Genomic DNA, 18494 nt, shown 5'->3' on the forward strand with positions numbered 1-18494 from the left:
TCGACCTTCCTCCTAGGGGATCTGGTCGAGGCTACGCCTCTTTTTATCCTGTGGGCAGGGCCGGTAGGGGCTACAGGTCCACGGTGCCCGAGTCGCCCGGGTGGGCGCTCTTGTCGGTGAACTTCTCCTTGACCCAGCTGGCCACCACGCTGGCTGCACCGCCGGGGTTCTCCCAGTATTCCGCGGAGTCGGAGTCCACGTGCACCAGCACCACGTTGGAGGCCTCGGGGTCCTCTCCCACGAACGTCTCGACCATGGAGTTCCACAGTTCACGCTTCTTTTCAACGTCCCGCACGATGCGGGCGTTGCCTGCCACGGAAACCCACTTCTTGTTCCCGGCAAAGGACACGTTCACTTCACTGTGCGCTTCAATCTCGCGGACCAGGTCGGTTTCGGTGACCGTGAAGAACCACAGGTCCCCGTCCTCGGTGACGTCGATGACGGTCAGCGGGCGGCTGTAGAGCCGGTCCGGTCCGTGGGTCGTCACCATGGCGACGCGAATGTCCTTCAGGATCTCAACTACCTTGCGCGTATCGTCATTGGACATGCTGGTTCTCCTTCACAGTTGGCAACCTCGGTCACCGCCCACGTTACGGATTTCCAGGACACGCGAAAGGGTTTTGAGCATCTACCCAGCGGAGGCAGGGAGCATCACCAGCGGTTGCCCCGGACCGGCAGGCTTCGCTGCCCGCCAGATGCTAATTCACGCAGGGATCAACCCGTGTTGAGACCAGCTCGTGCCGATAGAAGCCGCGCCGTTCGCAGCCCTGAACGCTAAAGGGCGGAAGGACGTGCGCGACGGCGCTGGAACTCCAATGGCTGATCCGAAAGGTGACCAGGCAGGAACGGGTGGCTTGTTCGACAAGGTCCCACACCACCATGTCCTGAGGTGTTGCCTCCACGGGCTGCAGGTCGGCGCAGGACCGGGAAATGTGCAGCATCCGCAGCGCGTCATCGTTCTTTCCCAGCACCGCAAGCAGCACCGAGCCGTCGTAGCGGGCGGTGAGGGCCAGGGCCTCTTCCAGCGGCTGGAAGGGTTGGGTGACAAGAATGGGCATCCCGTGGATCCATTCATTGGATTCCAGGTACTGGCGGCCCTCACGGGACCCAAGCAGCTCCCGAACACGGGCGTTAACAGGCGAATTTCCAGAAAATGGCGACATGATCAGGCCTTTTCGTCGTCGCGACGATAGGGGTCTCCCCCTTCTCGTCGCGCCGCAGGCTAACATGTCCCTGACGAACAAGGACCACCAGGTGGCTGGAGGCTTGTTCGATGTTGGCTAGCAGAGCTTGTTTCCAAGCGTACGGGTTTCTGGTGACTCGCGCCATGCCCGAAAGCTCATTTTTGGCTCAAGTCCGCTGGGCCAGCGCCTGCGGGACGGACTCTGGACGGCGGTCCGAAGCGCGGCTGGCCCCTATTGCTGCTTCTCAGCTGGGCTAGGCGGTGCAGGCCTCATTTGAGCAGCCGGCATCGCGTGGAATGTATTTATCCGTCCCCTCAACCTGCTCCCAGATGACGTGCCGGTGTTGGCCGCAGCGTTCGCATGACGGCGCCAGATACGTGGAGCGCTCCTGCATGGTGTACGCCCGAAATTCCCCCATCGTGACCTCCTGACGGTACCGGCCTTCCGACCAATTGTTCCCGCGCTTGCGCGGTGAGCTCACTCTAGCCTGAGCACTGCGGCAGAACCAGAGCCACCGGTCTTTGCCCGGAATGGGGGCTCAGGACTTGTCCGCCTGCGTGGCTCGAATTTCTGCGGAAAGCAGGAAGTGGCGCCCCAGCCGGCCCCATTCCACGCTTCCGTCGGCTTCACTGATCTTTTGACGCAACATCGCCAACCCCAGACCATCCACGGCGTCCTTGGCCCCGCGGCGCACACCATCATTGCGCACGGAGACCAACCAATGCTCCTGGCCCTCGGACTCTTCCAGACGCAGGAACACCACCAGGTGGGTGGTGTCGGCATGCCGCACCGCGTTGATGGCCGCTTCCCGCACCAGGCGCAACAGCAAGATCGGCAACCGGTCATCCAGGTCCACCCCGGGGGCGCTGACTTCCACCCGCAATCCGGCGTCCCGCAGCGTGGAGGCCAGTTCCTCAATGTCACCCAGGGTACCGGCGTCCCGGTCCCCCAGCCCGTCCTGGTCCATGGAGTCCACGGTGCGCCGCAGCTCCTGCAGCGCCTTGGCGGAGGAATCACGGACGTGTTCCAGGTTGACGGTGGCCGCCTCATCCCCCGACACTTCCTCCAGGGCGGCGTTGGTGTGCAGGGAGACCAACGCCAGATGGTGGGCGAGCTGGTCATGCAGCCTTCGGGAGACCCGCAGCCGCTCCCCCAGGTGCCGTTGTCCAGCCTCGGCCCGGGCCCGCAGGGTGGCCAGGCCCTTGAGTTCATGCCGGCTCTCCTGCAGCTTGTCGGCGCGGTCGGCCAGCCGGCGCCGGGTGGCGATCATTTCGCCCAGGGCGACCCCGAGCAGGCTCAGCGCCAGGATGGCGAGCAGTTCATAGCCCAGGACCACCTGGGTCTGCTCCCCGCGCACCAGCCGCACGCCCAGGGAGAGGATGATCAGCCCCAACATCACGGTCAGGGTAAAGAAGCGCAGCCCGGCGGCCGTCGCGGCGGCCGGGAACAGCAGGAGCGGCACCACCAGCCCCAACGCGGGAAGCCCCACGCTCAGGTACCCGCAGATGCCCACGGCGGCAAGGATCAGGGTCAGCCGCGAGGCGCGTTGGCCCAGCGCGGTGAGCAGGGCGAAGCCCAGGGAGAAACCGCCCAGGCCCAGCAGGTAGCCCAGGTGTCCGGCACCCCACCAGCGAGCGGGATCGGCAAGCAGCGCCAGCAGCAGGACGGCCAGGAAGACGGCCGCAGACCACAGCAGGCTGGCGATGCGAGAGCTACCTGAACCTTCCACAACCCCAGTCTATGACGCACCGCAAATCCCGGCAGGGTGCCGCGCCACAACCGGCGGCTACACCCGCACCAGCGTGCTGTCCTCCACGTAGCGCGGTTTGCCGGCCATCATCCCGGACACGGTCTGCAGCACCATCAGCGCCCCGAGCAGCAGCACCGGGGCCGTCCACGAATCGGTCATCTCATGCAGGGCACCCACGGCGAAGGGGCCGGGGAAGGCGATCAGGTAGCCCACGCTCTGCCCGAAGGCGGACAGCTTGGCCACCCCGGCGGCGGTGTGCGCCTTCAGCCCGATCATGGTCAGCGCCAGCGGGAAGTTCGCCCCGGCCACCCCCAGCAGCACCGCCCACAGCATCGCGCCCTGTGCCGGGTACGTCAGCAGCCCGACCACCGCCAGCACCCCCGCCGTCCCGGTCACCAGCACCAGGGGGCGCTGGTTGCGGAACCGTCCGGCCAGGGCCGGCATGATGAACGAGAGCGGGACCCCCACACCCAGGATCACGGCCAGCAGCACCCCGGCGTACCCGGGCGCCAACCCGTAGCCGGTAAAGATCTTCGGGGCCCACCCCATGAAGATGTAGGCGGCCGAGGCCTGGGTGCCGAAGAAGATGGCCACCCACCAGGCGGTCGCGTTGCGCCACATCGGCCCGATCCCGTTGCCCTCACTGAACGCGCCGGCCTGCTGTTGGCGTGCCGCGATCTCGTTGCGCAGCCCGAAGTACACCACCAGCCAGACGCCCAGGGCCAGGGCGGCCAGTGTGGCCCACACGCCCAGCCCCACCCGCCAGTTCCCGCCCAGCGCCTCGTTGACCGGCACCGCGATCCCCGCCACCGCCGAGGCGCCCAGCGCCACCGCGGTGGTGTAGGCCCCGGTCACCATTCCCACACGGTGCGGGAACCAGCGCTTGACCAGCACCGGCATCAGGATGTTGCCCAGCGCGATGCCGGTCAGCGCCAGGGCCGTGCACAGCAGGAACAGCCAGGTGCTCGGGGCGATGGAACGCAGCACCATGCCCAGCAGGATGGCGGCCATGGCACCGATCACCACCAGCTCCGGCCCGCGCCGCCCGGCCAGGCGCGGCGCCAACGGCCCGAGCAGCGCAAAGCACAGTGGCGGCACCCCGGTGAGCATGCCGGCCACGAACCCGTTCATTTCCAGCCCGTCAATCACCGGGTCCAGCAGGGCGCCCAGTGAGGTCACCGCCGGACGCAGGTTCAGCGCCGCCAGGATGAAGGCGATCACCAGCACGGTGGCGAAGCCGCGCGGCGGTGGGGTGGCAGTGGGTTTCATGGGCCTCGATATCAGGTGTGGCGGCGGGGGCGGGGTCTGGCTGGCTTTAGCTGTCCAGGGTGGGGCCGGGCTGTTCGGTGTGCGGCACGAAGCGCACCATCATGGCCTTGAATCCCGGAGTGTTGGATTCGCGGGCCACCAGGTCCCGGTGCACCAGGGCGTTGGCCTCGGGGAAGTACGCTGCGGCGCACCCCTTCGCGGTGGGGTAGGAGATCAGCCGGAAGCGGTTGGCGCGGCGTTCGGTGCCGCGGAACGTGGAGATCACATCCACCAGCTGGCGGTCGGTGAACCCCAGGTCCTGCAGGTCCTGCGGGTGCACCAGCACCACCCGGCGCCCGTCCTTGATGCCCCGGTAGCGGTCATCCACCCCGTAGAAGGTGGTGTTGTACTGGTCGTGGGAACGCATGGTCTGCAGGATCAGGTGGCCTTCGGGGGCGTGCAGGGCCTCGAACCCGCTGACGGTGAAGCGCCCACGCCCAATGTCGGTGGCGAAGGAGCGCGAATCGCGCGGCGGGTTGGGCAGCACGAACCCGTTCTTCTGCCGCACCCGCCGGTTGAAGTCTCCAAACCCGGGCACCACCCGGGAAATATGCTCGCGGATCACGTCATAGTCCTCGGCCATGGCCCGCCAGTTCACCGGATGGTCCTCGCCGAGGATGGCGGTGGCCATGCGTGCCACGATCACCGGTTCGGCCAGCAGGTGCTCGGAGACCGGGCTCAGCCGCCCCTGGGTGGAGTGGATGACGGACATGGAGTCCTCCACGGACAGGAACTGGGCGCCGCCGGGGTGCTTGTCGTCCTTGTCGGTGCGGCCCAGGGTGGGCAGGATCAGGGAGGTCTGCCCGTGCACCACGTGGGAGCGGTTCGGCTTGGTGGAGATGTGCACGGTGAGCTTGGCCCGCTGCATCCCGGCTTCCAACAGCTCGGTCTCCGAATTCGCCAGGGCGAAGTTCCCGCCCATGGAGACGAACACGTCCACTGCGTCGTTCTCGAACGCGTGCAGGGTTTCGGTGGAGTCATACCCGTGCTGGCGCGGGGCGTGAATCCCGAACTCGGTGTCAATGGCCCTCAGCAGCGTTTCGCTGGGCTTCTCCCAGATGCCCATGGTGCGGTCGCCCTGGACGTTGGAGTGCCCGCGCACCGGGCAGGCCCCGGCCCCGGGCTTGCCGAAGTTGCCCTGCATCAACAACAGGTTGATGATCTCCTTCAGCGTCGGCACGGAGTGCGGCTGCTGGGTCAGCCCCAGCGCCCAGCAGAAGATGGTGGCCTTGGAAGCGATCAGCAGCTGGGCGATTTCGGTGATCTGCGCCCGGCTCAGGCCCGTGGCCTGCTCGGTGGCGTCCCAGTCGATGTGCTGGCGGGCCCGGCGGTAGGCTTCAAACCCGTCGGTGGACGAGTCGATGAAGTCCCGGTCAATGACGCGGCCCGGATCCTGTTCCTCGGCCTTCAGCAGCAGGTGCCCGAACGCCTGGAACAGGGCCAGGTCCCCGCCCACCTTGATCTGCAGGAAGTCGCTGCTGACCTCCTGCGGCCTGCCCAGCATGCCGCCCACGGTCTGCGGGTCCTTGAAGCCGAAGAACCCGGCCTCCGGCAGCGGGTTGACCGCCACCACCCGGGCCCCGCGCTTGCGGGCCTCGGACAGCGCGGAGAGCATCCGCGGGTGGTTGGTGCCCGGGTTCTGGCCCACCACAAAGATCAGTTCGGCATGCTCGAAGTCCTCAAGGGACACGGTGCCCTTGCCGATGCCGATGGTCGGGTTCAGTGCCGAACCGGAGGATTCATGGCACATGTTCGAGCAGTCCGGCAGGTTGTTGGTGCCCAGCGACCGGGCCAGCAGCTGGTACATGAACGCGGTCTCGTTCGCGGTGCGCCCCGAGGTGTAGAAGACGCAGCGTTCGGCCGTGGTGGCGTTCACGTGCTCGGCGACGGTGGCAAAGGCCTGGGACCAGCTGATCGGGGTGTAGTGGGTTTCCCCGGCCCGGATGATCATGGGGGTGGTGATCCGGCCCTGGGAGCCGAGCCAGTACTCGGTTTTCTCCCGCAGCACGCTGATCGGGTGCTCGGCCCACCACTGCGGGGTGACCACCCGGGCACTGGCTTCCTCGGCGATGGCCTTGGCCCCGTTTTCACAGAATTCGGCCGGCTTGCGCCGCCCGGTGATCGATTCGGGCCAGGCGCAGCCGGGGCAGTCGAAGCCGCCGCGCTGATTCACCCGGGCCATGGAGCGCAGCGTGCGGCTCACCCCGGCTTCGGCGAAGCCGCGTTCCATGGAGACCATCACCGCCTTGGCCCCGGCGGCGCTGCGCTGGGGCTCGCTGACCTTCAGTTCCTCTTCATTGATGTCCTGGGTGGGGGCCGGACGGTGCAAGGGGTTCCTCCATGATCTGGGTGCGGGCGGTGCTGCTGGTGCGGGTGTCGGTCAGCTTCCGGTGACGCGTTCGGGGTGGGTGTACAGGTTGACGCTGCTGCCCCGGGAGAAGGCGGCGAGGGTCAGTCCGGTGTCCTCGGCCAGCCCCACCGCCAGGGAGGAGGGGGCGCTGACCGCGGTGAGCGTGGGGATGCCGGCCATGGCGGCCTTTTGCACCAGTTCGAAGGAGGCCCGCCCGGAGACCTGCAGCACAGTGTCCTGCAGGGCCAGCTTGCCGGCGCGCAGGGCGGCGCCCAGCACCTTGTCCACCGCGTTGTGCCGCCCCACGTCCTCGCGCAGCACCAGCAGCTTCCCGTCGGTGGAGAACAGTCCGGCGGCGTGCACGCCCCCGGTGTGGCTGAACAGCTTCTGGGATTCGCGCAGGGTGTCGGGCATGGCCAGCAGCACCTCCAGCTGCACCTTCCCGTCCTGTGGGCCAATGCGGAACGTGGACTTCTTGCGCACCTCGTCTATGGAGTTGGTGCCGCAGATCCCGCACGCCGAGCTGGTGACCACGTTGCGCATGGCGGCCAGTTCGGGCGGGTGCGCTCCGGGCCCGAGCTGCACCTCGATGACGTTGTAGGTCTGATTGCCCTCAGCGTCGGTGCCGGCGCAGTAGCGCATTGAGCTGAGCTGTTCACTGCCGCTGATGATGCCCTCGGCCAGCAGGAACCCGGCCACCAGGTCGAAGTCGTCCCCCGGGGTGCGCATGGAGGTGGTGTAGGCGGTGGCGCCGAACCGGATTTCCAGGGGTTCCTCCCCGGCCAGCTTCTCCTCGCGTACCTTTCGGGCACCGTCAAGGGTGGCGCGGATGACGCGCCGACGCACGATTTTGCGTCCCATGACTGTGCTCCTTTGCTGCAGACCAGACCCGGGTTCGAGGTTCGGGCTCGGGCAGAACCCCTGCCCCTAAGTTAACCCACCGGCTTCGTTGACGCGGCCCGGAACCGCAAAGTATTACGGGCGGGCAGGAAACCGGTGCCCCAGACGGGCCGGTGGCTTGAGAAGCTCAGCGTATCAAGGGCCGCGCCCCGGGGCGTAGCCGGTGCCGGCCGGGAAGCTCAGCGGGTGCGGGAGCCATGCTGGATGTCCGCTGTGTCTTGTCACCCCCGTCTTCTGGTCCCCTGGCGGCGGCGGTAGCCTCAACGGCACATGGTGAGAACGCCGGACCCGCACCGAGGAGTCCGCCACCACGAGGTTCTGGCCGATCCGTGTCGGAGAAAGGCGTGCTTTTTCCAAAGAACTGCCACCTGAGTCGGTGCTGCCCGTTTCACCCGAACCCCTCTTCAAGGAGTATCAGCCATGTCCACGAATCATCCAACAACTAGTCGCTCACGCGCCGCCGTGCAGGTCGCCGCACTGGTGGTCGGCGTGGTGTTCCTGCTGGTCGGCATCCTGGGCTTCATCCCGGGAGTGACCACGAACTATGATGCCCTCTCCGGCGCCGGCCACCATTCGGAGGCGAAGCTGCTGGGCATCTTCCAGGTCTCCTACCTGCACAACGCGGTCCACCTGCTGTTCGGCATCGCCGGTCTGGTGATGGCCCGCAGCATCGGGGCGGCCAAGGGCTACCTGATCGGCGGCGGCATCATCTACCTGCTGCTGTGGATCTACGGTCTGATCATTGACTTTGACAGCACCGCCAACTTCATTCCGCTCAACGACGCGGACAACTGGCTGCACCTGGTGCTGGGCGTGGGCATGGTGGCCCTGGGCCTGGTGCTCTCGCGCGGCCAGCACCGCATCGAATACCACTAGCCAGCCGTCCAAAAGGCGCTAACCGGTCATGGCAGTGCCCGGGGAACTCATCGTTCCCCGGGCACTGTCATGTTCCCCCAGTGTTCGCAGCTGCTGGCGGGACTTGACGCCTGGGCTGGCGGGGTGGCCGCTAGGCCGTGCGCGGCGGGAACTTGCGGTATTTGCGCACGTGGTTGACGGCGTTCAGCAGCAGGTAGAGCTTGCGCCGCGGGTTCTTCTCGGCCCGGTACTTCAGCGGATTGGAGACCTTGCCGGCCTTTAGCAGCGCGGCGGCCTTCCGGCCGGTCGGGGTGTCCAGGTACCGGCGCAGCAGGGCGTGGGGCAGCACCGTGAACAGGTGCTCCTCCCGCAGCTGGGCCATCCCGTCCTGAAGCACCACTGCCGGTTGCCGGCGCACGTCGAAAGCGTCGTACTGGGGGCCGAGGAATTCATTGACATAGAACCGGGCCGGGTTGATGCCCGCCGCGGTGAGGTAGAAGTGGTTGCGGCCCAGTCGCGGGTTGATCTCAAAGAACTTGACCTGCCCGTCACGGTGGTCGTATTTCGCGTCGATCATCGCCACCCCGTGCCAGCCGATCTCCCGCAGCATCCGGGCCCCGGCCTCGGCGACTTCACGGTGTCGTCCGGTGACAATCGCCGCCGAGTTGCCCAGCACCAGCGGGGCGTGCTCCTCGATCACCACTTCCCCGTACCCGGCAAAGACGACCTCGGTGCCCGAGTCCGGCTCAGTGGCGAAGTAGGTGCACAGGCGCATGGCGTCATCCCCGCCGGGAATGTACTCCTGCAGGATGTAGCCCGAGTCGTAGCCGCTGGCGTCGATGCGCGACAGCAGGTCGGTAAGCTGCTGGAAGTCCTTGAGCGTGTGGATCTTCTGCTTGCCGGCGAACTTCGCGGCAATCCAGTCCCCGGAACTGGAGGGCTTGCCGATCAAAGGGAAGTTCAGGCCCTCCACCACGGTGGCCACCGCGTTGCCCGGACGGTAGACCCGGGTGCGCGGGTGCGGCACGCCGAGCCGTTCGGCCAGCGCATAGAAGTTCTCCTTCAGCGCCGCCTGTTCAATGACCTCAAGTTCCGGATACGGGATCACGTACTGGGCCGAGAGCGCCTCGCGGTGCCGGGCGATCAGCATGACGTGGTAGTCCAGGGACCCGAAGAGCAGCAGCGGCCGCTCGCCCTCGCCGGCCAGTTCCTCCGCGAGCTCGCGCAGCGCCTGGACCACCCGGGCCTCATCCGCCATGGAGCCGATGGGACGCAGCTCGATGGCCACCGAATGCTCGATGACCCCGTTGCCGGCGGCGGGCATGACCACCGAACGCACCCCGTAGGCCTCATGGAATTCCCGGGCCAGGGTGTAGGTGCCGATGTCCCCGCCGAGGATGACCGGGACGAAGGGCTGGGCGGGGTCAATCGAGGGGGATGGGTTGGCCATAGTCTCTGCTTCCTTGCCTACTTCTTCGCGCGCCAGGTCATGTACTTGTCAAAGGCCCAGGCCAGCGGCTTGATCAGCGCCAGGTCCCATTCCCCGGTGGTCTGGATGATGTCACAGCCGGTGTTCGTCTTGAACTTGGTCAACCCCGCCAGGTGGTGGCCGGCCTCCAGGGTGGGGCTCACCCCGCCCTGGTCCAGGTAGCGGCTGCCGGCGGCGATGGAATCGGCGATCATGCGTTCCATGATGGCCTTGGGGGCAAAGAGCTTGCGCTGTTCGGAGGACGAGGCGCCGTAGATGTACCAGGACAGGTTGGTGGAGCGGATCACGATGGAGGCGGCCAGGTCGGTGCCCTCGTGGCTGGCCAGATACAGCGTGCAGGAGCCGGGCACCGCCCGGTTCAGCGCCAGGTACATGTTCTTGAAGTAGGACAGTGGACGGCCGGTGAACTCGTTGCGGTCCGCGGTATGCCGGTACAGGGCATGGAAGCGGTCCATGTCCTCCAGCCCGCCAACCTCCACCTCCAGCGGCCCGCGCAGGGCCTTGCGCGCCTCGTTGCGGGTGGTGGAGGAGTATTTGGCGCGCACCCCGTCCGCATCCAGCGGCTGGTCCTGCTCATCATGCAGGTCGATGCGGGCCACGTATTCGGGCTGCCCGGCGGCGAAGTCCATGCCGGTGTCCTGCTTGGCGAAGCCCATGGCCTGCAGCTCGCTGAGAACCGCATCGGCGGTGGCGCAGGTGTGCTTGGGCTCCAGGTCCGCCAGCGTGTGCATGCCCTCCTTGCCCAGCGCCTTGCGCACGGCACCCGGCGCCCAGGAACGCACCATCAGCCCGGGGCCCAGCCGCAGCTGGAAGGCCCCGTGGGCCTTGAGGTAGTCCACCAGCGGGGACAGCACCTGGCGCGGGGCGTAGGTGGAAAAGTCGATGACCGGGCCATCTGGAATGTAGGCCAGGGTCTTGCGCACCACCGGCAGCCCGCGGTGCAGCACCAGCGCGGCGCCCACCAGCTCATCCGCGGCGAACCAGCCCAGGGACTCGCCCCGCCATTCGCCCTTCACCTGGGCCCATTCGGGCCGCTGCAGGAAGCTGACCTGGCTGGTGCGCTCCAGGAAGGCGGTGTGTTCGGCGGTGGAAATCGGGCGCAGATGAAGATCTATCGTGCTCACACGCCCCAGCTTACCGTGCACGCCCCGCGATTCCCGGCAGCCCGGCGCCGCCCAGAACGCCGGGTAGGCCACACTGTTTCCGGGCTTCGGGGGTGAACGCCGGCCCGGGTTTCCACCTGCGGTTAGCGGCGCAGGTTCGGCACGAAGCGGGCCAGCGGGCCCAGGAAGTTATCCAGTTCGGCCGAGCGGATCATGCGCAGCAGCAGCAGGTAGACCATCAGCATCACCACGCCCACCACGGCCAGGGTCAGGAACGCGGCCGGGATGGAGGACCAGGCAAAGCCCCAGCTGTAGCCGCCCATGATGCCCAGCACCACGGCGCCAACCACCCCGGAGACCACGGCCATCGCCCCGATGCGGATATAGGTGTCCAGCACGTGCACGGTCCCGTAGTCCCCATAGCGGCGCACCAGCAGGAAGTGGGCGATGATGGCCGAGATGATGTTGGTGACCCCGTAGATCAGGGCCACCGCAGCGGTGATCTGCACGGCCGGCAGCGTCACGGTGGCAGTGAAGGCCAGCGCCACGCCCAGGGCGGCGATGATGCTTTGGATGATCATCGGGGTCTTGGTGTCCTCGTCGGCGAAGAACACGCGCAGCATGAAGAAGTGCGCGGACTTGAACGGCAGGCCCAGCGCGGTCAGCAGCAGCAGCTGGCCGATGGCCGCGCCCTGCAGCATCGCGGTGGAGGAGCTACCGGCGAACAGCCGGCCCAGCGGGCCGGCCAGCACGATGAAGGCGACGGTGGCGAACACCACCGGCACCGCGGAGGTGCGCAGCCCCTTGGACAGCAGCGGTCCGATCTCCTCGGTGCGCTGCTCCTGGAAGGACTTGGTGAACTCGTTGAAGTAGATGGTGGCCAGGGCCAGCACGAACACCGAATGCGGCAGCACGGTGATCAGCTGGGTGGTGTTCAGCGCGTATTCGCCGGGCACCGAGGCGCCCCCGTTGGGCATGGCCAGGCGCGCGGGGGTGGCGGCGGAGACGAAGCGGGAGTTGACCAATGAGGCGATGTTGCCCACCGTCATCGAGCCCAACGTCCAGATCGCGATCTTGCCCACGTGGCGCAGGCCCATGCCGCGCCAGGCGAAGTCCGGGCGCAGCTTCAGGCCCAGGTTGCGCAGCGGCCAGAACAGCACCACCGCCTGCAGCGCGATGCCCAGGGTGGAGCCGCCGGCCAGCAGCACGGTCTTGGCCGCGCTCCAGTTCTCCAGCTGGTTCGCATCCCCGCCGTACGCGCCGAACAGGGCGATGAAGGCACCGATCACCCCGATCTGCACCACGTTGTTCACCACCGGGGCCCACATGAACGCCGCAAAGCGCCCGTGCGCGTTGAGCACCTGGCCCACCACAGCGTAGACCCCGTAGAAGAAGATCTGCGGCAGGCACCAGAAGGCGAACGTGGTGCCCAGGGCCAGCATGGCCGGGGTCCACCCCAGGGTGAGCACCTTGATCAGCGGCCCGGCCATCAGGGTGAGCAGCACTGTTGCGGCGCCGACCACCACGATGGTCAGGGTCAGCAGCTTGGAGGTGTAGGATCGCCCGTTGTCGCTGTTCTTCGAGGCCTTGATCAGCTGCGGCACCAGCACCACGTTGAAGATGCCGCCGGCCAGCAGCATGAAGATGATGGTGGGGATGACGTTGGCTTTTTCGAAGATGTCGGCCATGGTGGTCGACGAGCCGATCGCCACCGCCAGCAACGCGGTGCGCAGGAACCCGAGCACGCGCGAGACGATGGTTCCGGAGGTCATCAGCGCATAGACCTTCGAGGAGTGCTCCCGCTTCACGCTGGCGGCAGGGGGCACCGCCTCCTGGGGGGCCTGCGTGGCCACCGCCTCGGTCTGCGGGTCCTCGATCCGGGTGTTCTCGGATCGGCTCTTGGATACCTGGGACATATTCTGGAAAGCTTCACCCTATTGTTTCGGCGCACGCCCGGCCCGGTCCCGTCCCGGCTGCCCGCGGCAGCCCCGGTGAGGGCCGCGCCCGTGCAGCGGGCCCTGTTAAAGGAATCCCGCACCACCGCCGGGGACCTGCCGGTCCCCGCTGCGCCTGTGGCACCGGCCGGTTGCCCGGTCGGCGGCCGCCGGGCACGCCGGCGACAAACACTCATTGTAACGATCCCCGCTGGTCGTCAAAGCGGAAAAACCTAGGCCACGTGCTTACCGGACCTCAGGTTGCGAGCCACACCACACGAATTCCACTTGATACCCCATACCCCCTAGGGGTATAGTCTTGATCATGGAACACGAAGCACAGAGCCATGATGCCCACGAGGGCCATGGCTATACCAGCGACAAGGCCGCGGTGCTGCGTCGCCTGAAGCGCATCGAGGGACAGGTGCGCGGGGTGGCGAAGATGGTCGATGACGAAAAGTACTGCATCGACATCCTCACCCAGATCTCCGCCATCAACGCGGCCATGCACAAGGTCAGCGTCCAGCTGATCGAGGAGCACATCGGGCACTGCGTGGTCTCCGCGGCCAACCAGTCCCGGGACACCGGCAACCCGGACATCGTCGTGGACAAGGTCACCGAAGCCAGCGCGGCCATCTCCCGGCTGCTGCGCTAGAAACCACGGACCGCCGGCAAACCACCGGTGACCAGCGGGCTCGGGGAGAACCCCGCCCCGCCGCACACCAGCGCCCCGGTGGGCGCACAACCATCACACAGGAGAACAATCATGGGTACCCAGAACGGATGCGGCTGCGGCTACTCGGGCGAGTCGGCCAACAAGACCAATGAGGGCCTGAAGATCACCAGCCGCCCCGACGGGCAGGCCGAAGCGGTCCGCACCCAGGTGCAGATCAACGGCATGACCTGCGGGCACTGCGTGGCCTCCGTGACCGAGGAGCTGGAAGAGCTCTCCTCGGTATCCGGCGTGGACGTCCAGCTGGTCGCCAACGGCACCTCCACCGCCACCATCACCTCTACCGCCGCCCTGGACGATGCCGCCATCCGCACGGCCATCGACGAAGCGGGCTACGACGTGGTAGCAATCAGCCGCTAATTGCCCCAGCAGCAGGCGGCACACCTCTCCAACACCAAGGGATTGATGATGTCCACCCAAACCGAACAGAACCTGCCAACCGCGGGTGAGCGCACCGTTGACCTGGACATCCAGGGCATGACCTGTGCCTCCTGCGTGAACCGGGTGGAGCGCAAGCTCGGCAAGCTGCCCGGGGTCACCGCCTCGGTGAACCTGCCGCTGGAAAACGCGAAGGTCACCGTCCCGGCGGACATCAGCGATGAGATGCTGATTGAAACCGTCAAGGCCGCCGGCTACCAGGCCAGCGTGCGCCAACCCCAGCACCCCACCCAACGCACCGTTGACCTGGACATCCAGGGCATGACTTGCGCCTCCTGCGTGAACCGGGTGGAGCGCAAGCTCGGCAAGCTGCCCGGGGTCACCGCCTCGGTGAACCTGCCGCTGGAAAACGCGAAGGTCACCGTCCCGGCGGACATCAGCGATGAGATGCTGATCGAGACCGTCAAGGCCGCCGGCTACGAGGCCAGCGTGCGCCAACCCGAGCACGGGCACCAGAGCGCCGCGCCGGAGGAACCGGCCGGGGCCAAGCCCACCGAGCACGGCAACCTGCGCAACCGGGTGATCTTCTCCCTGATCTTCACCATCCCGCTGTTCGTGATCTCCATGATCCCCGGCGCCCAGTTCCCGCATTGGGGCTGGGTGGCGTTCGCGCTGTCCACCCCGGTGGTGTTCTACGGCGCCTGGCCGTTCCACAAGGCCGCGGCCATCAACGCGCGGCACCTGACCAGCACCATGGACACCCTGGTCTCCCTGGGTGTGCTGGCCGCCTACTTCTTCTCGGTCTTTGAACTCTTCCGTGACCCGATGATGACCGCCCATACCGGCGGCGGGATGCACGAGCACACCCTGTACTTTGAGACCGCCGGCGTGGTGGCGACCTTCCTGCTGATCGGCCGCCACCTGGAGGCCCGCGCCAAGAACCGCGCCTCGGATGCCCTGAAGACCCTGCTGGACCTGGGGGCCAAGGAGGCGGTGGTGCTGCGCGATGGCGTGGAACACCGCATCCCGGCGAACCAGCTGCAGATCGGGGACCGGTTCGTGGTCCGCCCGGGCGAGAAGATCGCCACCGACGGCAAGGTCATTGACGGGGCCAGCGCCGTGGACACCTCCCTGCTGACCGGTGAATCGGTGCCGCAGAAGGTGGCGGCCGGGGATGAGGTCACCGGCGCCACCATCAACACCTCCGGACGCCTGGTCGTCGAGGCCACCCGCATTGGCGCGGACACCACACTGGCCCAGATGGGCCGCCTGGTCTCCGAGGCCCAGTCCGGCAAGGCGCCGATCGCCCGCCTGGCCGACCGGATCTCCGCGGTCTTCGTCCCGATCGTGCTGGGCATCGCGGTGCTCACCTTCCTGGCCTGGTGGCTGTTCAGCGGCGACGTGCTGGCCGCCTTCACCGCCGCGGTGGCGGTGCTGGTCATCGCCTGCCCGTGCGCGCTGGGTCTGGCCACCCCGATCGGCCTGCTGGTCGGCACCGGGCGCGGCGCACAGCTGGGCATCCTGATCCGCGGCCCGGAAGTGCTGGAGGACACCCGCAAGCTGAACACCATCGTGCTGGACAAGACCGGCACCGTGACCACCGGGGTGATGACCTACCTGGGCACCACCGCGGTGGAGGGGGTCAACCCGGAGCGGGCGCTGGCCGTCGCGGCCGCCGTGGAACACCACTCCGAGCACCCGATCGCCCAGGCCATCGCCACGGCCGGGGCCGAGCTGGGAGCGCTGGCCGAGGTCAGCGGCTTCGATTCGGATCCCGGCGGCGGGGTGAAGGGCATCATCGACGGGCACAAGATCGTGGTCGGACGCTACAGCTGGCTGGAGTCCGAAGGCACGGTGCTGGATGAGGCGGCCATGCAGATGCTGCACTCGGCCGAGGAGGCCGGGGCCACCGCCATCCTGGTCTCGGTGGATGACAAGTTCACCGCGGTGATCTCCGTGGCCGACAAGATCAAGGATTCCTCCGCCGAGGCCATCCGCGCCCTGCAGCAGCGCGGGCTGCGCGTCATGCTGCTGACCGGTGACAACCAGCAGGTCGCCACGAAGGTGGCCGGCAGCGTCGGCATTCAGCCGCAGGACGTGTTCGCCGGGGTCTTCCCGGCCGACAAGGCCAAGGCCATCGAGCAGCTGCAGTCCGAGGGCCAGGTCGTGGCCATGGTGGGCGACGGGGTAAACGACGCCCCGGCACTGGCCCAGGCGGACTTGGGCATCGCCATGGGCTCGGGCACCGACGTGGCCATCGAGGCCGCGGACATCACCCTGATGGGCAATGACCTGCACCAGGTCAACGACGCGATCGCGCTGTCCGAAAAGACGCTGTCAACGATCAAGACGAACCTGTTCTGGGCCTTTGCCTACAACACCGCCGGCATCCCGGTGGCGGCCCTGGGACTGCTCAGCCCAATGATCGCCGGTGCGGCCATGGCGGCCAGCTCGGTGCTGGTGGTGCTGAACTCGTTGCGGCTGCGCCGCTTCGGCAAGAAGTAGCCACCGGGCGCTGAACCCAACACCACAAGCCACGGTGTGGCTGCTCCCCCTTGCGGGACGGCAGCCACACCGTGGCTTTATGCGTTAATCCCCGGCACGGGCACTGGCCTGGAGCACGCGAAGGCATGGCAGCCGGTCTAGGCCCGACCCTGCCCGCCGGAACCGGCGACCAGCCGCTCGCCCTAGTCGTTGGGGCGGGACGATGCGCGGCGCTGCAGCACGAGCATGCGCCAGGCTCCCAGCGCCCCAAGGACCAGAAACACCGCCGCAGCGATCATGGACACCCGCGTGGCATCGGCAAACCCGGCCGCCAGCGCGTCCACGGCCGGGTTCGACTGCCCGGCGCCCTGGGCGCGCAACTGGCTGATCGTGGTACCGGCCGACTGCCGGGTCGCCTCGGCCAATTCACCGGCCTTCGCTCCCGCCACCCCGGCACCGGCCAGGCTGGAAGGCAACGTGAGCGCCAGGCTCGCGGCCAGCACGGCCCCGGAAATCGCGGTTCCCAGCGCCGAACCGACCTGGCGCACCGTGCTTTGGGTTGCCGAACCCTGGCCCGAGATCTCCACCGGCACCCCGGAGAGCACGGTTCCGGTCAGCTGGGCCGAGGCCAGGCCAAGCCCCAGCCCATACAACACCAAGGGCGCCGCAACAGCCAGCGGCGGGACGCCCGCGGAGAGCACCACGGCCAGGATCAGGACGCCAAGGGTTTCCATGCCCAGGCCCAGCAGCACTGTCCCGGCCGCGGAAATCCTGGCGGCCAGGTGACGGGCCAGAGCCCCGGAAATGAACGCGCCCACCGCCATGGCCACCAGCACCAACCCGGAGGACAGCACGGAGAGCCCCAGGGCATTGACCAAAAACAGCGGCAAGACGAACAACAGCGCGAACTCACCAATCGCCACGCTTGCGGCGGTCAGGTTTCCCCAGGAGAACGTGGGGACGGTAAACAGCTGCAGTTCCAGCAGGGCCGAGCGGCGCACCCGTGCCCGGTGCCGTTCCCAGAAGATGAACAGCACAATGGCCGCTGCCGCAATCAGCAGGGCAACCGGGACAATGGATATCGCGGCATCCGCGGGCCAGATGAAGGGGCCCACGCGCAGCTCGGACTTCGGCTTCCACCAGCCGGTCTCGGGTCCTTCGATAATGGCGAACACCAGGGCACCCATCCCCAGCGCACTGAGCAAGGCGCCGTCCACATCCACGCCGCGGGCCGGCTTTCCACCCTTGGTTTCCGGGACGAAGACCAGCGCCAGCACCAGCAGCACCGCGCCCAGGGGCAGGTTCACCAGAAAGATCCAGTGCCAAGAGGCATATTGCGTCAACAGGCCGCCGGCCAGGGGCCCCACGGCGGCGGCGCCGGAAATCACCGCACCCCAGATGCCAAACGCGGCGGCGCGCTGCTTGCCCTGAAACATGGCATTCACCGTGGACAGCGTGGCCGGCATGATGCAGGCAGCGCCCACCGCCTGGACCGCGCGGGCCGCAATCAGGGGTCCCGCCGCCCCGGCCCCCGCGGCCAGAAGAGAGCCAAGCGCAAAGAGCAGCAGTCCACTGACGAAGAGCTTCTTGCGGCCCCACCGGTCGGCCAGGCTTCCGGCGGACAGCAGCAGGGCCGCCAGCACTACCGCGTAAAGACTGTTGACCCATTGGGCATCGCCCAGGTCCAAACCGATATCGGCAATGATCTGCGGCAGGGCGACCCCGACAATGGTCCCGTCCAGGACCACAAGCCCCAGTCCGGCGGCCAGAATAGCCAAGGCTCCCCACGGGTGTGATGCCTGCGGGGAGCCCTGAGGGTTCATGGTGTCCGAAGTAGCCACCGACGCGTTCCTTTCGATACCCAAGTTTCAAGGTCGTGGTGCTGCTGCACTGCACCATCGACTCTAGGTGGACGAAAAGTTGCTGCCATCAACCAAATGGTTGATCGGTTGCCGTCGTCAAATCCAGCTCACGAATAATTCGGCGCCCGCCTGTGCCTTTCAGCGCCAGGCGGGCCGGTCTGTTC

General features: G+C 67.3%; 14 protein-coding genes. 4 read left to right on the forward strand and 10 right to left on the reverse strand.

Annotated features, from left to right (window positions below; genetic code table 11):
• Positions 1-70: 70 nt before the first annotated feature.
• From GcLGCM259_RS13275 to fdhD, 6 genes are all read right to left on the reverse strand, one after another.
• Entirely contained in the window at positions 71-547 is a 477-nt protein-coding gene (locus GcLGCM259_RS13275) for a pyridoxamine 5'-phosphate oxidase family protein (protein ID WP_054821061.1), read from the reverse strand.
• 151 nt (positions 548-698) lie between these two features.
• Entirely contained in the window at positions 699-1163 is a 465-nt protein-coding gene (locus GcLGCM259_RS13280; protein WP_138926903.1) for a hypothetical protein, read from the reverse strand.
• 559 nt (positions 1164-1722) lie between these two features.
• Positions 1723-2913, reverse strand: a complete 1191-nt coding sequence (locus GcLGCM259_RS13285; RefSeq protein WP_138926904.1) for a sensor histidine kinase — start codon at positions 2911-2913, stop codon at positions 1723-1725.
• Between the two features lie 57 nt (positions 2914-2970).
• Positions 2971-4203 (reverse strand): CynX/NimT family MFS transporter, encoded by a 1233-nt coding sequence (locus GcLGCM259_RS13290; protein WP_138926905.1) that lies wholly within the window; start codon positions 4201-4203, stop codon positions 2971-2973.
• Positions 4204-4249: 46 nt separating this feature from the next.
• The gene (locus GcLGCM259_RS13295; RefSeq protein ID WP_138926906.1) at positions 4250-6571 is read right to left on the reverse strand and encodes an FdhF/YdeP family oxidoreductase; all 2322 of its coding nucleotides are present in this window, start codon (positions 6569-6571) and stop codon (positions 4250-4252) included.
• Positions 6572-6622: 51 nt separating this feature from the next.
• On the reverse strand, positions 6623-7453 hold the full coding sequence (gene fdhD / locus GcLGCM259_RS13300; protein ID WP_138926907.1) for a formate dehydrogenase accessory sulfurtransferase FdhD: 831 nt from the start codon (positions 7451-7453) through the stop codon (positions 6623-6625).
• A 459-nt stretch (positions 7454-7912) separates the two neighbouring features.
• On the opposite strand from fdhD, the gene GcLGCM259_RS13305 reads away from it, so the two are divergent.
• A complete protein-coding gene (locus GcLGCM259_RS13305; protein WP_138175560.1) occupies positions 7913-8368 on the forward strand; it encodes a DUF4383 domain-containing protein in 456 nt (151 codons plus the stop codon).
• 130 nt (positions 8369-8498) lie between these two features.
• On the opposite strand, the gene GcLGCM259_RS13310 is transcribed toward GcLGCM259_RS13305, so the two are convergent.
• The 3 genes from GcLGCM259_RS13310 to murJ all read right to left on the reverse strand — a co-directional run bounded on the left by GcLGCM259_RS13310 (position 8499) and on the right by murJ (position 12855).
• On the reverse strand, positions 8499-9797 hold the full coding sequence (locus GcLGCM259_RS13310) for a carboxylate--amine ligase (protein ID WP_138926908.1): 1299 nt from the start codon (positions 9795-9797) through the stop codon (positions 8499-8501).
• 17 nt (positions 9798-9814) lie between these two features.
• Positions 9815-10960 (reverse strand): lipid II:glycine glycyltransferase FemX, encoded by a 1146-nt coding sequence (locus GcLGCM259_RS13315; RefSeq protein ID WP_138175556.1) that lies wholly within the window; start codon positions 10958-10960, stop codon positions 9815-9817.
• A gap of 122 nt (positions 10961-11082) precedes the next feature.
• Entirely contained in the window at positions 11083-12855 is a 1773-nt protein-coding gene (murJ, locus tag GcLGCM259_RS13320) for a murein biosynthesis integral membrane protein MurJ (RefSeq protein ID WP_246049607.1), read from the reverse strand.
• Positions 12856-13198: 343 nt separating this feature from the next.
• Between murJ and GcLGCM259_RS13325 the strand changes: the two genes are divergently transcribed.
• The 3 genes from GcLGCM259_RS13325 to GcLGCM259_RS13340 all read left to right on the forward strand — a co-directional run bounded on the left by GcLGCM259_RS13325 (position 13199) and on the right by GcLGCM259_RS13340 (position 16489).
• The gene (locus GcLGCM259_RS13325; protein WP_138175554.1) at positions 13199-13528 is read left to right on the forward strand and encodes a metal-sensitive transcriptional regulator; all 330 of its coding nucleotides are present in this window, start codon (positions 13199-13201) and stop codon (positions 13526-13528) included.
• A gap of 111 nt (positions 13529-13639) precedes the next feature.
• Positions 13640-13966 carry a heavy-metal-associated domain-containing protein gene (locus GcLGCM259_RS15620; protein WP_138926909.1) on the forward strand — a complete coding sequence of 109 codons (327 nt, stop codon included), beginning with the start codon at positions 13640-13642 and terminating at the stop codon, positions 13964-13966.
• 48 nt (positions 13967-14014) lie between these two features.
• A complete protein-coding gene (locus tag GcLGCM259_RS13340) occupies positions 14015-16489 on the forward strand; it encodes a heavy metal translocating P-type ATPase (RefSeq protein WP_175419485.1) in 2475 nt (824 codons plus the stop codon).
• A gap of 182 nt (positions 16490-16671) precedes the next feature.
• Here the strand turns inward: GcLGCM259_RS13340 and GcLGCM259_RS13345 are convergent, their stop codons facing one another.
• Positions 16672-18291, reverse strand: coding sequence for an MFS transporter (locus GcLGCM259_RS13345; RefSeq protein ID WP_138927270.1), 1620 nt, complete (start codon positions 18289-18291; stop codon positions 16672-16674).
• Positions 18292-18494: the final 203 nt, after the last annotated feature.

It is taken from the genome of Glutamicibacter creatinolyticus (assembly GCF_006094275.1).
Taxonomy (GTDB): domain Bacteria; phylum Actinomycetota; class Actinomycetes; order Actinomycetales; family Micrococcaceae; genus Glutamicibacter; species Glutamicibacter creatinolyticus.